Origin of the sequence: Stenomitos frigidus ULC18 (assembly GCF_003003795.1) — a bacterium.
Lineage (GTDB): Bacteria > Cyanobacteriota > Cyanobacteriia > Leptolyngbyales > Leptolyngbyaceae > Stenomitos > Stenomitos frigidus_A.
In genome coordinates, this window is the sequence record NZ_PVWK01000155.1 from 21875 (window position 1) to 37044 (window position 15170).

The 15170-nt window shown below is 50.8% G+C and carries 17 protein-coding genes; 12 read left to right on the forward strand and 5 right to left on the reverse strand.

Features of this window, described 5'->3' with window-relative positions; all coding sequences use genetic code 11:
• Positions 1–58: 58 nt before the first annotated feature.
• Entirely contained in the window at positions 59–223 is a 165-nt protein-coding gene (locus C7B82_RS28700; RefSeq protein WP_219904752.1) for a hypothetical protein, read from the reverse strand.
• A 208-nt stretch (positions 224–431) separates the two neighbouring features.
• On the opposite strand from C7B82_RS28700, the gene C7B82_RS34035 reads away from it, so the two are divergent.
• The 8 genes from C7B82_RS34035 to C7B82_RS28740 all read left to right on the forward strand — a co-directional run bounded on the left by C7B82_RS34035 (position 432) and on the right by C7B82_RS28740 (position 4293).
• Positions 432–1157: a hypothetical protein gene (locus C7B82_RS34035; protein ID WP_245940143.1), complete on the forward strand. Its 726-nt coding sequence runs from the start codon at positions 432–434 to the stop codon at positions 1155–1157.
• The gene (locus tag C7B82_RS28710; RefSeq protein WP_106260515.1) at positions 1154–1492 is read left to right on the forward strand and encodes a hypothetical protein; all 339 of its coding nucleotides are present in this window, start codon (positions 1154–1156) and stop codon (positions 1490–1492) included. The genes C7B82_RS34035 and C7B82_RS28710 overlap by 4 nt, the downstream gene beginning before the upstream one ends.
• A 63-nt stretch (positions 1493–1555) precedes the next feature.
• Entirely contained in the window at positions 1556–1771 is a 216-nt protein-coding gene (locus C7B82_RS28715; protein WP_245940144.1) for a hypothetical protein, read from the forward strand.
• On the forward strand, positions 1755–2066 hold the full coding sequence (locus tag C7B82_RS28720; protein ID WP_106260517.1) for a hypothetical protein: 312 nt from the start codon (positions 1755–1757) through the stop codon (positions 2064–2066). The genes C7B82_RS28715 and C7B82_RS28720 overlap by 17 nt, the downstream gene beginning before the upstream one ends.
• 15 nt (positions 2067–2081) lie before the next feature.
• Positions 2082–2411, forward strand: a complete 330-nt coding sequence (locus tag C7B82_RS28725; protein ID WP_106260518.1) for an OTU domain-containing protein — start codon at positions 2082–2084, stop codon at positions 2409–2411.
• Between the two features lie 4 nt (positions 2412–2415).
• Complete coding sequence (locus C7B82_RS28730; RefSeq protein ID WP_219904753.1) at positions 2416–2994, forward strand: hypothetical protein; 579 nt, start codon at positions 2416–2418, stop codon at positions 2992–2994.
• A gap of 16 nt (positions 2995–3010) precedes the next feature.
• Positions 3011–3376: a hypothetical protein gene (locus C7B82_RS28735; RefSeq protein ID WP_106260521.1), complete on the forward strand. Its 366-nt coding sequence runs from the start codon at positions 3011–3013 to the stop codon at positions 3374–3376.
• Between the two features lie 155 nt (positions 3377–3531).
• On the forward strand, positions 3532–4293 hold the full coding sequence (locus tag C7B82_RS28740) for a hypothetical protein (RefSeq protein ID WP_106260522.1): 762 nt from the start codon (positions 3532–3534) through the stop codon (positions 4291–4293).
• A 294-nt stretch (positions 4294–4587) separates the two neighbouring features.
• Here the strand turns inward: C7B82_RS28740 and C7B82_RS28745 are convergent, their stop codons facing one another.
• Complete coding sequence (locus C7B82_RS28745) at positions 4588–5478, reverse strand: tyrosine-type recombinase/integrase (protein ID WP_106260524.1); 891 nt, start codon at positions 5476–5478, stop codon at positions 4588–4590.
• A gap of 83 nt (positions 5479–5561) precedes the next feature.
• Here C7B82_RS28745 and C7B82_RS28750 point away from each other — a divergent pair, with 83 nt between their 5' ends.
• Together C7B82_RS28750 and C7B82_RS28755 are read left to right on the forward strand one after the other, a co-directional pair.
• Positions 5562–6038 (forward strand): double zinc ribbon domain-containing protein, encoded by a 477-nt coding sequence (locus C7B82_RS28750; RefSeq protein WP_106260526.1) that lies wholly within the window; start codon positions 5562–5564, stop codon positions 6036–6038.
• A gap of 360 nt (positions 6039–6398) precedes the next feature.
• Positions 6399–6656: a hypothetical protein gene (locus C7B82_RS28755; protein ID WP_106260527.1), complete on the forward strand. Its 258-nt coding sequence runs from the start codon at positions 6399–6401 to the stop codon at positions 6654–6656.
• Between the two features lie 392 nt (positions 6657–7048).
• On the opposite strand, the gene C7B82_RS28760 is transcribed toward C7B82_RS28755, so the two are convergent.
• Positions 7049–9823 carry an nSTAND1 domain-containing NTPase gene (locus C7B82_RS28760; protein ID WP_106260529.1) on the reverse strand — a complete coding sequence of 925 codons (2775 nt, stop codon included), beginning with the start codon at positions 9821–9823 and terminating at the stop codon, positions 7049–7051.
• Between the two features lie 155 nt (positions 9824–9978).
• Between C7B82_RS28760 and C7B82_RS28765 the strand changes: the two genes are divergently transcribed.
• Positions 9979–12822, forward strand: coding sequence for an nSTAND1 domain-containing NTPase (locus tag C7B82_RS28765; RefSeq protein ID WP_106260530.1), 2844 nt, complete (start codon positions 9979–9981; stop codon positions 12820–12822).
• Between the two features lie 155 nt (positions 12823–12977).
• Here the strand turns inward: C7B82_RS28765 and C7B82_RS28770 are convergent, their stop codons facing one another.
• Positions 12978–13583 carry a Uma2 family endonuclease gene (locus tag C7B82_RS28770; protein WP_106260532.1) on the reverse strand — a complete coding sequence of 202 codons (606 nt, stop codon included), beginning with the start codon at positions 13581–13583 and terminating at the stop codon, positions 12978–12980.
• A 168-nt stretch (positions 13584–13751) separates the two neighbouring features.
• Here C7B82_RS28770 and C7B82_RS28775 point away from each other — a divergent pair, with 168 nt between their 5' ends.
• Positions 13752–14141: a CU044_2847 family protein gene (locus C7B82_RS28775; RefSeq protein WP_106260534.1), complete on the forward strand. Its 390-nt coding sequence runs from the start codon at positions 13752–13754 to the stop codon at positions 14139–14141.
• A gap of 76 nt (positions 14142–14217) precedes the next feature.
• Here C7B82_RS28775 and C7B82_RS28780 read toward each other — a convergent pair whose 3' ends face one another.
• Complete coding sequence (locus tag C7B82_RS28780; protein WP_219904754.1) at positions 14218–15087, reverse strand: sensor histidine kinase; 870 nt, start codon at positions 15085–15087, stop codon at positions 14218–14220.
• Between the last annotated feature and the right edge of the window lie 83 nt (positions 15088–15170).

Here is a 15170-nt window from a genome sequence, read left to right on the forward strand (position 1 = left end):
CTGCCGAAGGAATTCGAGAAGTGGCGATCAAATTGAGACGGACGAAAGGTGCTAATGCTTAAGCCTCATCCTCATCCTCTAAGAGCTTGCCAAGATTGTGCGTCTCCATTAAACCCTTGTAGCGCTGAGGCAGACCGTCCCTGAGCGTATCCTCAACAATACTGCTGACCGTTTGATCGCTCAGACCCGAGAGCGTCTTCAGCAGCCGATCCAGGTTAGGCATGACGTACAAGCGCAATTCAGTTTTCTTTTTCCTAGCCATCAAAGGTTCTTGGTGCCTGCTCAACTTCAGCAACCTAGCGATCGTAACCAGCTTTTAGACTAATTCTCAAAATTCGGCAATTCTGTGTTGTACGAATTGCCGAATTTGCCTTATATTTAAGTCGCCTTGAAACCACTCAGAGCCTCTAAGGCTTCTGGGTTGGCTTCTTATGCAACTTCAAGCATCACTATCCTTGCCACCGACGCAACCAACCGCATTCAGCCCAGACGGACGCATCGGTCTAGCACTCACTCCCACTCATCCAGGAGCAGTTTTCGATCGTATGTCACCTCCTTTGATTCCCCATGAACAGGAATGTAGCCGCATTCCGCCTGCCATTCCTAAACCGTCCCATCTCACTCAAGCGTTGTATCAAACAGGCCACCAACAAGCGCTACATGATTTTGCCATCAGCGATCTGCTTCAAAGACTCAAAACCTACTCCGATCGCAGCTTCGACACCACTTGGGTCGCGCTCAAAACTCAGGAAGCCGAAACTCTTGCGGCTGTCCTCATTCAAACCCTGACTGCTAATCTCAACGGCAACCTCCTCGCGGTCTATCTGGATGCCATCCGCTCTAAAACGCTCGATGCCTCTAAGCCCCTTTCTAGCTTGCACCTCCCACCGCCCACAACCGACTTACCCACCACCTTTCCTGATGTTGAAATGCCCCGGTTTCTCTACGGCGACCGCCTCCGCTGGCTTTCTAATGGTGAACCGACCGACTGGGGCATCGCGATCGGCAGATTCTACAGCTTTGCTCCCCACCGTTGTCGCTGGCAGTGGTGCTACCTCATCTGGCTCGACGCCGATTCTCCGAGTGGTGCCTGGGTCAAAGCGGACAGCGCCTGGGAAGACGACCTCGAACCTCTGGAAACGGAGAAAACTCTATGAATCCTCGCCCTTTGACTGACCGAGAACAGCACCTGATTGACCGCTACAGCTACTGCCAGCTTGGCATGACACCGCAGACTTTCTATGCGAAGTGGCACGTCAGCCAGGAAGCGATCGCCGCGATCTGTTCCCGTTCCACTTCTACCGTGCGCTGCTGGTTTCGTCGCGGTCGCAGCTATCGTCGCCCCACCGCGATCGACCTCCGCCACCTCGCCCTGATGGACTTTCTGCTGGAACACTTTGAGCAAATGCCCCCAGACCTCGGGACGGCACTCTGTCCACCGCAGCAGTCCAAAACCGAAGCCCAACGCCGCCAAAAGTCAATACCACCCTGACCTGTTTTGCACAGCTCAGTCTTTATAAGGTTGGCTGTAGTGTTTTGAAAGCTTGGAAAGCCGATGAGTCAGAGCGGTGTGAACTATCAGCAGCAGTTACATCCGTGGTGCATCGTCCGACTCCTGCCGAATTTAAAACGGCTCACGGTCGCTCGCTGTCGCCGTCGAGGCGACGCGGAAGCCCATCTCAAACTGCTGCATCAGCAACTTGTCCTTGCTGATTTCACCATCGTTTTCGATCCATCCCCTCACTCAGATGACTATGAACGAACCAACTGAAAGTAAGGCGCTGACCCCGCTCCAGCAAGCCGAGTTTGCGGCTCGTCGCTTTGCCGCCTTGCAACATCGAGGCTATAGTGCCTGGAGCGTCACGCTGCGGACAACCTATGGCGTGCGATCGCTCTTCAAAGACCTCACCAGCCAGCTGGCCCAAGCCCTTGCGGTCGAGCAAACCGATGAGCCGATTCGGGAGTCCATTCACGTGACACCTGAGAGTGGCTTTATCCAGTTCACCGCTGAGGAAGCTTACCTGATTGCCCAATCCCTGCCGTCAGACGTACCGGTTTCAGAGTAGTACCAGGAGCCTGCCATGCCACTCTTTCTCATCACCAGTTTGTATGACGAAGGCATTTCGCCCAATAACTTTCGCGTTGTAGAAGCAGCATCGAAACAAGCGATCGCGCAGCACATGCTGGAGCACCCAGAGCGATGGGACTATTTCCTTCACCGTTGTTTTCATGAGGAGCAGTGGGAAGCAACCCTCACCCCAGAACAATTGCTGGAGCGCATTGAGCGGACGCAGGTGGATGGTGATTCGGTGGCGCAACTGAGGATTAATGAAATTACCATTCAAGCGCTAGACGCAGTAAACGCCGAACCCTCTTTCCAGCGTGGCACACTGTTTTCGGATTTTGGTTAAGCGCATGATGCAGCCGCACTTGCTTGAGCTTGTCCTACGTGAGTTTGGGTTACAGGTCATTGAGCAGCGATCGCCGCTCGTCGTGCCACGGACTGTGTCTTGCCAGCTACTGTGCGATCGTCTGGAAGGCATGACCGCCCTTATCCATGCCCACACTAATGAGAAGACACGCGCCGCATTGCTGGTCGCGCCCATCCTGCTACACCTGGCAGTGCTCTATCAGTTGCACCTTGCTTGCGGGACAGCGTTCTATGGCTGTTCGGCTCAGGGCTTGAGTGGCACAGTGGATCACGTTGTGCGTCGGGCAACATCGCCGCGATCGCCCCTTGCTTCTAACATCACAGCGATCGTGGAGACCAAGTCATCCGATCGTGGTTTCTCTCACTGCTTGGTACAGATGGTGGTGGCACAGCAGTGTAATCAGCATCCTGGCATGATCTATGGTGTCGTCACGACTGGCTTAGTCTGGCGCTTCCTCAAGTTGGAAGGAACTATGGTCACGCTCGATCTGACCGACTATCCGCTATTGCCCATCAAGCTACTGCTCTCTCTACTAGGGCCCATGCTCCAATCGGCACCTTGATTGCAGAAAGAACACCATGAATGCAGAACACACAAGTAAACTCTTTGAGGACTTTCCAGCGCTTTATGCTGGTAGACACCTGCCAGTCACAGTCAACCTGATGTCCTATGGTTTCGGCCGTGGTGATGGTTGGTTTGAACTGCTGTACGACTTGTCTCAGCAAATTCAGCGTTGGCAGCTCGAACATCCTGAAACGACTGTGATCGCAGTACAGGTCAAGGAGAAGTTTGGGGGCTTACGGTTTTATGTTGATCAGACTGTTTTGGAGATCGACGCGTCGATCGCGGCGGCAACACTAAAGTCGTTGCAGACCTGCGAACTTACAGGGCGACCGGGCAGCCTGCTCAGGACACAACGGTTACTACCAAACGTTGTGTCCTGAGCAGGCGCGTGAGTTGGGCTTTGAGCCTGTCTAGCGCGAAGGACATGAATCGTCCTGAAAAACCTGCGTCACGATCGATCCGGCTGACTACTCACTTTTTGCAATCGAACCGCTGCTGGCGTTGTTAGCACCAATAGATTGAAGGCAGTGCTTGGATGATTCTGACCGTGCAGTCCTACAGCACCGACCCATCTGGGCAGTTTCCAACCGAAGGCTTTCACATTGCCGTTTGTACCAAGGATGGTACTTTGCCAGAGCGACGGGACTGGCATCACAAGGACGAACTCCATTTCCATGAAGTGTTGATCGGTCGGCGGGGCGAATCGACGCATGGCATTGGGGGTGATTTTCACTGGGGAATGCTGGCTAAAGTTGAGCATCTGCCGAAGCTGGGTGAGCTTTTGATGGATACACCAGAGTGGTACGTCCAGGCCATCCAGTCCTTTTCGCCAGTGGGGGAGCGATCGCTCCAGGACTATGATCAGATCTTTCTTTGCTGGTGTGATCGCAACCCCAATCCACCGCCTGCGGTCTCGACTTGGAAAATTTGTCCGGTGATTCCGCCTGACCCTTACCTCATACCGATCTATCCTCACCGCAGCCAGGTGCTGTTCTACGTCACGCTGACCGAGGTGCAGAACCTGAGCATTGCCGAGACCTTAACGTTGTTACTGGAGTTGGGTTATACGCCTCAACTGCGCTACCGTGAATGGCAGCAGGCAGACGGTCAGCGTGAGCTTGGGCTGTATGCCTTGCTGCGCTATGAGCAGCATGATTTTAACCGTCCGGTTGACCGCGACTATTTGTCTGATGAATTGGAGGCACTCTGGCAGAGAATCGTGCCCAGCACAGCGGTGCGCTTGAGTAAAGGCTATCCGCCACGGCAAATGGTATCGCTTGCTGAGATAGATTCGTAGTCATCGTAAGTGAATTTCTAGCATAGAAGTCCTTGAGCATCGCCCTTTCGCAATGGTCAACTGGTAGGGTTTTCCCAAGCTGCCTCAAGAAGGCTAAAAGGCTTGCCTGCAAGGGCAGTGCAAAGCTCATCACCTGCACAGTTCACTACCTTCTTTGTTAGTGCCAGTTCTTTCGTAGCAGCGGTAACTGCACGAGCAGCAGGAACACTCACTTTACTGATGCAGAGTATATCCAATACTCTGCACCAAGAGGCTCAATAGAGGAAATTTTCGCTATATGTACACTTCCTCTATTCATTTCTTAGTTAGCGATTCAAACGCTTTCTTGGCGACCGTTTCGGCTCGTTGTGACGTTACCTTTTGGTAGCGCAAAGTTGTCTGAATGTTCTGGTGTCCCATTAACGCTCGCAGTTCCTCAATGCCCATCAAGCCTACTCGTTCGGTGGCGAAGGTGTGGCGGAGGTCGTGAATCCGAATGCCTTTCAGGGTTGGTTCCTGAGGGATGATGTCAGTCCAGTCTTGATGCGCCGTGCGGTAGCTCAAACGACTGACTTCGAGCGTAAAAGGTTGTTGCGCGGTAAAAAGAGCAGCACTGCTGCAATGCCTTTGATAGCGACAATAGCGTTCTAATGCTTTTGCGGCATCTTCACTGTAGAAACACCAGCGTTGCTTGTTGCCTTTGCCCAGCACCTGAAACTTCCGTTGTTGCAGATTCAAGTCTTGGAGGTCGAGCGCCAGGATTTCCGCAATTCTTGCGCCTGTATGATGCAGGAGATGCACCAGGGCATTCAGTCGTAAATCAGAGGCGACGGCACGATACAACACCATAAGCTGTTCCGGTGTCAGGTAACGAATGACGGTATCGTTCCGATGTTCACCTTTTGCTTGGTCGGGTTTACGGCGCTTCAGTTGGGCGATCGGGTTGGCTTTCAGATACCCCTGCTCCACAGCGAAGTTGAACAGCGCCTGGATAATGGCTTGATGGCGATGATGGGTGGTGTAAGAAATCTCAGTTAGGTTGTTGAGATAGTCCTGTAATACCTGTCGAGTCAGGATTTCAATGGGCGATCGCCCATATTCTTGCAGTAAAGGCATCAGTGTGGATTCATAGGAACGCAAGGTCGTATGAGCCAAACCGGGGCGCTGCAAAAAGGCGGTTGTGACTGTAGCGAGTGAAGTAGTCATTTACCTGTATGAGTGTGGTCAAGATGACACCAAAACTGAACAAATAATATAGTCTTAAGAGAAATCGATTTGCGTCTACTTCAATGCCGCTTTTACAACAGGAACTGCCTCCAAACCCTGAAGAAACCCTGGCAAATTACGTCAGGCGGGTGCGGATGAGCCTGGGTCTGAGCCAGAAGGAACTGGCAGAGCGCGCAGGGCTTCACTTACAGAGTGTAGGCAAAATTGAGCGTGGGCAGACGACTCGGTTGAAGCAAGTGCCCAAAAGTGGCTTGGCTTATGCGCTGGGACTCCCTGTGGAATACCTGGATGCGGTCTGCAAGGGAGTGGCGGTAGAAGCGATCGCGACTCTCAAATTCTGCTCTGAATGCTGGGTGCCGGGAACACCACCCGACCCCATGTGGACACACCCACGCGCCAAGCATTGCTTCGCCTGTGGAAGTCAGTTACGCGATTGCTGTGGGAATTGCCAGGAACCGATCGCTTCGCTCAAATTCCGCTTTTGCCCTTACTGTGGTCAAGCCTATAAGAGTAATGTTCCTAAATTCTCTTCTAGGTAATCTATTGACTTAGACCGCTTGTAAAAATAACTTAGGCAGCTTTCCTGCAAAAACTACTACGGGGAATACCATTGCAGGTTTTTCTTTAGCGAAGCACCAGTGAATTCTTCGATAGCAACCTCCAGATTCAGCCTCTGAATGAACGTTTCCGCTCCGCTGCAAGCTTTCGCTACACCTCACACGCTTTACGACTCGGTTCCACTCAGCACCCGGTCCGACAGCTGTGCTTCATGCGCCTCAAGCAGCGGGGAATTGACCTGTAGCGATTAAAAAAATTCAAGCAGCCTACTTCAGCAAGATAATCCAGGAAAAAGCATAAGCATTTATAATACATTTGTACTATATTGCTGGCAAAATTAAATGACCCAAAGCCCTAAAGTTCCTGAAATCATTCAAATGCCACCGAAAGAAGGACTGTTGTGTACAGTTCTGGATCTTTTCTACATGGCTAAGCAAAAAGAGTTTCCCTTAAAAGACTTGAAATCGACCCTGGATAGCCTTCAATCATTTCTCCATAGTGCTGAGGGTCAATTTAGAGAAGATAAAGACTTATCCGATTCGATAAAACAGGCACGAGAATCTGCCACTGAAGCCAGTAAGAAGTTGAAATCAACCTGATGAAATTCCTGATAGGCATTCTTTTCTCCGAAGAAGTGAGTATAAATTCTCGCTTTAGGAGGTCGCATGGTAACATCTTGTCCTCTAGACCAACAGTGTCCTCTAGCGAAGCAAAAGAACCCTTCAGGAATCTGCCCTTTAGGAAAGGACTGCCAAAAGTTTCCTAAAGGAAGGCTTAAGGGCGTGTTGAGGGATTTAGACGGCTATCTGGGTGCTTCTATCAACTCGTTCAGCAATAATGAAGATTTACTATATGCCCTCAACCAGCTTCAAAATGACATATCACTGGTGCTCTCTAGATTGAACTAGAACCAAGTATACCTTTGGTGGAACAGGGTGTTTCTACTTGAAATTTGAAGTTCCCAATTTAAGGCAAATCAGAAAAATTTCACCTAAATGGATGAATTGAGATAATTAATTAAATAGTCAAGATAAAGATTAAGCTCATCGATAGCGTCTCTAGACGGTTCTTCAAAAGGCAACTCCTGCTTAAGAAAACTAAACGCCCGAGCATACAAATCTGCAGGTATAGATGATGGAGGCTTAAGTTCTGCGTCCCTCGGTTGCATAGACAGAAGGCTGCTATATAACCAGGTTATATATTTATTAAGTTCTTGAGAACTCAAGTAGAGTTCATTTTGTTCAGAAGTATGAGCAAAGATATATCTCAAAATAATTTCAGTTAGTCTTTCCTGATTGTCAATCAACCACTCTGCCATCAGCTGAGATGACTGCCTTCTTGTCTCAAAGAGTTGAAGTTCTTCTACAAAGCCGCCTATTTTTTGGTTGAAATCAGTTGGATCAGGTGTATTAGCATTAAATATTGATGCCAAACCCATAGCCTCACCAGATATATTTGAATTGGAGAGAGAAGGAGTGCTAGTTTCAGATATGTCCTGTGCAGTACTGGTTTGAGTAGTCTGCTGTATTCGATTAACTACTTTTGTCTGTAAATTCTGAAGCTGTTCTTTAATTTGACTAACTTCCCGCTCGTAGGAAGTTTTTTGTACTTCATGCTTATAACTTAGTTGGTAAAATTCTTGTTCCTCAGAACTTAGATAGAATTTAAGATCCAAACGATTTTTATGAATCTGAGTCAGTAAGCCACCTGAAATCAAGAAATTGTCGTCGCAACCGTGGATTCTCCAAACCTTGAAATCATCATGAATGCGATCGCGCAATCGCCTTACTTCCCGATCGTCTTTGCGCCATTCGGCAAACCGTATCCATCCATCTAGCAGAGCTTCGTGCACTAAATCTACACAGGAACCTGAGTTGGCTTGGTCTTGCCCTGTTACTAGCAAGCGCCCCCGCACCAATCCATCGTCATCCTCAAGTAATCCACGTAACAAGCCTTGAGCATCGAGATCTGCGTCTGCGATTGCCACTAGCTCATGTTTAGGGCAGCGCTGGCGGGTGTCCTTTTCTGCTTCTCCGGTTCGCACTAGCCGCAGAAAGACTCGTTTAATCCATGCCTGCTCCTGTTCAGTTCGTGTTTCTATTGGGGTGTCACGCTCAAAATCTCGAAAGTGGTAGACCTGCTCAGCATGGAGATTGAGTGCTCCGGTCAAGCCGCCCAGGTTTTCATACTGTGCCAGGGTCAGCAGTTTTTGTTCCGTGTCTCGTTGCTCCCATAGTTTAGTCAAGACAAATTCTAATAAGGGCAGGAAACCTGGCTCTTTTCCCACATCGTCCTGAATCTTGAAGAGCAAGCGTTCCTCAACGCCGTATCCCTGCCGTTTTGCAGGTTCCACGATCGCATCTCGTAGATCAGCGCCAGTTAATGGCGGCATGAGTACCCATTGAGATTGAATCAGTTGGTGTAAAGCCGGATAGCGCAGACAAGGTTCCAGGAAGTCTGCCCGCATCGTGATGACCACTGCCAAACGTGTATCAGGGAGATTGACCACCTGAGTCAGCAGGTCAATGAAGCGCTGGCGATCGCCTTCATTTGGGCAGAGCGTAAACACTTCCTCAAACTGATCCACCACCAATAGAAAACGCTCTGGTGTTTCCTGATCGGCGGTAGTCGTTGCATCAGAGAGCCGCTTGACCAGGGCAGGCAGCGGATCGGGATCAGTTTTAATGAGCTGATGGAGCTGCTGGATGTCGCGGTTGGAGCGAGGAAAAGACGGTTCAAAGACGGCTCTCAGTGCTGCCAGTGGGTCGAATCCTGGCTTAATCGGGTCAAGTATCTGCCAACCCGTTGCCGCTAGCCAGGGCATCAAGCCAGCTCGCACGATTGAAGATTTGCCACTGCCCGAAGCGCCAATCACCGGGACGAACGGTTGTTGCTCTAACCGTTGCCGGATGTCTTCAACCGTTCGCTGCCGCCCAAAGAAGAAGGCTTGTTGCTCTGCGGTGAACGCTTGCAAGCCTTGATAGGGGCAGATGGGTTCTCCCGCTGCATCCACGATCGCCGTGAGCCTCGTCGGCTGCGGTTGATGGTTCATGAGCGTAATTAAGCCGCCATAGCCCATGCGGAGTGGTTCTTGTCCACTGCCTCTTAGCTCTCTGGCAACAGATTCAAACAAGCGATCGCCCGTCACCTGTCCATCTTCGTTGGCATTTGCCTGAGATAGCCCTCCCAGCAAGGCACCAGTGAAAATGCTGTGCTGCTCACGCTTGATGGCGTATGCCTGCTCAAAGCCTCGGCAAGCGGTGATCAGGTAATAGTCCTTATGGGTACTGAAAGCGGTAAAGGTCTTTTCAACCAGACTCCGTTCCAAAAAATCACCGCTGTGGCAGGAGTCAAACAGCATCACCAGGCTACTTAACTGTGATTCCTGAATCAGGTCATTTAGGCTATCGAGGGGCACTGCTCGCCGTGCTTCGATCACTTGCTTGCCTTCGAGGGCGATCGCGGTATCCGACGTTGCCAGGTAAGCTCTGGGTTTACCAACCACCGGATCAACCACGGGAATACCATGCCCAGTGAAGTAAAGCAACACGTCGTTCTGGGTAGCCTGCTCCAGTAGCAAGGTGCGTAATGCCTGAATCAGCTTGGCATTCGTGATGGCTCCTTTCAAGACAGTCACGGACTGAAAGTCACCCCCTTGCTCCAGCACCGCCGCTACCGCTGCCGCATCGCTGGCAGGTTTACTCAAAGGCTTGAGAGGACTCTGGTATTCTGAGATGCCAATCACAAGGGCATAGCGACGAGCCATACAGTTACGTTTTCCTAGTGACAGAGGACGATGCGTGCCATACACAGACCACGCCAACGGGGCTGACCGAAGCTGGTATTGAAATTGCACCAGACGAACGGGTGCTTGATTTGAGACTATCTTAGTAGAGAATTACCAAAGGGCAGTGCTTGCAGATGGCTCGTTACGCGCTGGTGATTGGAATTGGTGAAAATCAGCCCCCGTTCAAAGCGTTGACGAAAACGGTGGGGGATGCGACGGCGGTCGCGCAGGTGTTACAGGAGTATGGCGACTTTCGGTTGGAGGTGTTGACCCAACCCAGGCAGTTGCAATATAGGGCACTGGTGACTGCCATTCAGACCTTTGTGCAGCAACGGGCAGCGGGCGATGAGGCACTAATTTACTACACAGGGCATGGCTTCCCGCTGGTGAAGGACTTTGGTGAGATGGAGGCGTTTCTGGCTTCGGTGGATTGCAGCGTGACGCTGGAGGGTGGTCAGATTACAGCTCAGCGCAATGGGTTATCGCTGGCAAGTTTGAATCGGTTGGTGGCAAAAGCACGGTTCAGTAATCTGGTGGTGCTGCTGGATTGTTGTCACAGTGGGTATTTGCTGGAGGATGACCTGTTACGGCAGACCTTTGCTGACTTTAGCCAGAAGGATTACTGGCTGATGACTGCCTGCCGCAGTTTTGAGCAAGCCTGGGCAAAGAAGCTTGACCCGCATAGTGTGTTTACCGGAGCGATTCTGGCGGGGTTGAGCCGCGATCGCGCCGATGAGCGTGGCGTGATTACGGCAGGCAGTTTGTTTGAGTTTGTGCAACGCACTCTGCGACGAGAACAGCAGGAAGTGTTGCAACTGGCAGTGGGTCGTCCGATCGAGTTGCTCCGGTTTCCCTTGGAACAGGCACCCGTCGAGGTGGATGAGAGCTTGGAGCCGTATCAGGGCTTGAATGCCTTCACCACCGAAACCGCGCCATTTTTCTTTGGGCGGGAGGATGAGATTCAAACTCTGGTGCAGCAGGTGCATACCCATTGCTTTGTGCCGCTGATTGGCGCATCGGGCAGTGGCAAATCTTCGCTGGTGCGGGCGGGGTTGGTGCCGCGTTTGCAGGAGTTGGGCTGGCGGGTGCTGGCACCGATCAAGCCAGGAAGCAACCCGATCGCAGAGTTGAAGCTGGCATTGCGAACGGTCTTTGCTGAGAGTGAGATTGCCGGGGTGTATGAGCGCATCGATCGCCAGGATTTGGTGACCGTCGCCACGAGCCTGCCAGAACCAGAGCGCTGGTTGCTGGTGGTGGATCAGTTTGAGGAAGTGTTTACCCTGTGTCCCGATCGCGCCCTACAAGCTGCTTTCATCCAGATGCTGACCAGTGTGATGCAGCAGGTGACTCCCAGGCTGACGATCGTTACCACTATGCGAGCCGATTTTGTCGAACCGTGGTTAGCCTATGGTGCTTTAACTCAGGCGATTCAGTCCCAGGCGGTGTTTTTGGGCGCGATGACCCGCGAGGGACTGGAAGCGGCGATTATCCAGCCTGCAAAACGGCTGCAATATCGGGTGCAAGACCGCTTGTTGGCAGAGATGCTGCACGATGTCGAAACGGAAGCGAACAGTTTGCCCCTGTTGCAGTTTGCCTTACAGCAATTGTGGGAGCAACGAGACAGGAAGCAGCGGGAATTGACCTATGCCGCCTATCAGCAGTTGGGCGGTGTGGCGGGAGCGTTGAACCAGAAGGCAGAGGCGATTTATCAGCGCCTGGAAGCAGCAGGACAGGGGGACTGGGTGCGGCGAGTGTTGCTGAAACTGGTGCGAACTGGAGAAGGCACGAAGGACACTCGCCAACGCAGGCTGAAGGCAGAATTGCTAGAAATGGGCACAAATGCTGTTACCTGTCAGACCATTGAATCAGTGCTCACGGCGCTGGTGGATGGACGCTTGTTGGTCAGCGACCGGGTGAATGACCAGGATGTGATTGACCTCAGCCATGAGGCATTGATCCAGCGTTGGCAGCGGCTGGCAACCTGGCGAGAGCAAGACCGGGATCTACGACGACTAGTGGACAGAATTGAAGATGCCCAACGCGATTGGTTACAGCAGGGCAAAAAACGGCAGGATTTGCTGCAAGGACGACTGCTCAAGGATGCCCGACGCTTGCTGAAGCAACGGTTAGAAGCTGTAGCCGCAACCAAAACCTTTATTCAGAAAAGCCTACGCTGGCGAAGAACACAACTGGTAGCAACGCTACTGGTTCCAGCCCTGGTTCTGGGAATCCCCGCCGAGTATTTCTGGCGAGAAGAATCAATCAAACGGGATTATGCTCGGATAGAAAGTAGTGTGGGTGATCAGGGAGAGCGTGTGGCGGTACTATCGCTTGTAGGCGGTTGTTGGGCAACTGAACAATATGGTTCGATGCCAGACTATTTTAGAGAACGGGTGTTTGGCAATTGTCGATCACTTCAGTCAGCAAAGCTAGAAAAAGCCGAACTCATCCGTGCTAATTTGAGTAAGGCTGACCTTTACGAGGTGAGTTTGAGCGGTGCCGAACTTGGTTTTGCGAATTTAAGCGATGCCGAACTTAGTTATGCAAATTTGAGCCGAGCCAACTTCTACAACACAAATCTGAGCGATGCCAACTTCCTTGAGGCGAATTTGAGCAGTGCTAAACTTTTCATTGCAGATTTAAGCAGAGCCAGCTTCACCAGGACGAATTTGAGCGGTGCCGACCTAAAAAATGCGAATTTGAGTAGTGCCAACTTCCTCGATGCAAATTTGAGGGGTGCCCAGCTTATAGGTGCGAATTTGAGCGGTGCTGGGCTTCATGGTGCGAATTTGGAGAATGTTCAATTCGGATGTTCTGAATTACCTGACGCTGGGTACGGAAAGATAAAGATGCGGCGTAACTGCCCTAATCTAAAAGACATCAAATGGGATAAAGATACTAAATGGAAAGGCATAAAAGGTTGGGATCAGGTGAAGAATATTCCCCCAGCGTTGAAGCAACAGTTGGGGTTGCGGTAGGGACTGGAGATCCCCGGCTTCTTGAGTGAAGCTCATTGTTACTAATTCAAACCATCGCAGAAACCGAGGATCTGATCATGCGGGCTGAGGTAGGGGACAGATCTCCAATGTCTTGAAGAAGTTAGAGGTCTCAGAAGTTGGATGTCTCAAAGGTTTTACTGCGCCACTTGAAATAGCTGCATTGCAGTCAGTTGCAAATCAGGGAACATGGGTGAACCAATGTTTTTGTTCCCCTGAAACCGCCCCACTTCGCCGTAGCTGCCATTCTGCAATTGCAGCACTGTCACCGTTTGTGCTTCTGGATCAACCAACCAGTATTCTGGAATGCCCCGTGCTGCATACTGATCGCGCTTGCGAACCAAGTCCCGATCGCGGTTCTGCTTACCGGGACTTAAGACTTCTGCCACCAATTGAGGCGGCGGCATATCCAGGGTAATCGTCAACCGTTTTTGGGTCAGAGTCAGGTGAACGGCTTCCAGAATCACTAGATCAGGATACCGATTGGCTGGATCTCTCGGTTGCAGGACAGGTACTTGAACTTCGCATTGACCGGGATGAGCCAGTTCCAACGGGACGATACCAGCAGCTACCAGCAAGAAAAAAAGCCGATTGGCGATCGTCCGATTCAACCCTGATTCTGGTGGCACTTCTACTAGCTCCCCATCAACCAATTCAAACCGCCCCTCCAAATAGTTTTCAGGGTCATCACTCCATGCCAGATACGCTTCAAAGCTGGCAAATTTTACCTTGGCTTGAGTCATCTTCCCACCTCATCCAACGCTCTGCGATCGCACCATCTTGACTCTAGCTTAAGCGAATTCACTACGAGGGCAGCGCAAGCCGCCACAAGGTTAAGTTTTCCGGGTTAGGACGGACGATCGCGGGCTTTCGGTACTAAGATAGCCTCGAATTTTCCCTCAGGTTACTAAATGGCAGACGTACAACCCGTGCTCCTTCAGGACGAAGACGGCACCACTTACACAATCTATGTCGAATCGACTACGCCTGCTATCTTGCCGCCCGATCTGCCCTCACCGGGAGAAGTGGATGAGGATGAGCGAGAGTCCATGGGTATCACCGACGATGCGATCGCCAAGCTCAAAGAGATCCACGGGACGATTCGCGCCTACGCCTGGTATGCGATCGGTGCCTTCAAAAACTTTGGCGGTGCGGAGGTGGAGGAACTGAACCTGAAGTTTGGACTGAAGATTGGCGGTAAAACGGGAGTACCGATTGTCACCGAAGGCTCTGCCGAAGCGAATTTTGAAATTTCGGTTAAGTGCAAGTTCCCTGATAAATCGAAACCAGACGTGAGATAAGAAAAAGTTAACTCATCGTTTTCTCAGTGCTTGTCTTCTTTAGGGTGCAAAAACTGCAACTAGCTTTGCACGCCCCTTAAACTTCAGCAATCGAGTTGCTTCCTGAATTCACTGGTAATTGAACCCAAAAGCTAGTCCTACCTGGTCTCGATGTGAACTGAACCCTACCGTGATGGCGAGCTTCTATAACTCTACGGACTATTTCTAAACCCAGACCAAAGCCTCCGTCTCCCTTTGTAGTGAAAAAGGGGTCAAAAATGTGATTTTGGATTTCGACAGGAATACCTTGTCCGAAATCAGTAATTCCTACTTCGATGTAGCCAGAATGAGATGTAGTAGTAATCTCAATTTTTCCATTACCCTTCATAGCATCAATCGCATTGTCGATTAGATTTAGCCATACCTGATTCAATTCGCTTTCATAAGCAAGAATTTTCGGGAGCTGTTGCTCATAGTGTCGTTCCACCTGGATGCCGTGTTTTATCTTATGAGCAAATAACCGTAAAGTATCTTCTAACCCTTGATGCACCTCTACTTCTTGTTGAGGAGCTTGATCAAGGTAAGAATATGATTTCATTGCTTGCACTACATTTGCAATGCGTTCTCCTCCACGCAAACTATTTTGGAGCATCCATGCTACTTCAAGGGAGAGCACTAGCCAATGCAAGCCCGTTTTCCACATTTCGGTCGCATCACTCTGCCATTGTTTTGTGATGTGTTCCAGGGCTTCTACCTCAATACCGCCTACGGCTAATGGTTCTGCTAGCTTCCAAGCCTCTTCAACCTCGTAGTCTTCTAGCCAATTCAACAGAGCATCTTCTCGATTGCTCAGTGTTATAGGATCAACGCAATCGTTGAGTATTACGTCATACCCTTGGTCACGTAACTGTAACCACTGCTGCAAATGGGTTTCTTTAATCTGATGCTGCCCCAAAAACAAGCTCATCCGCTGTAAGTAGCTGAGGGTTACAAAGCTCAGGTATGTAACGGTTCATGAATGAGCCAATTTCGAGGGAAACCGAAATCGTT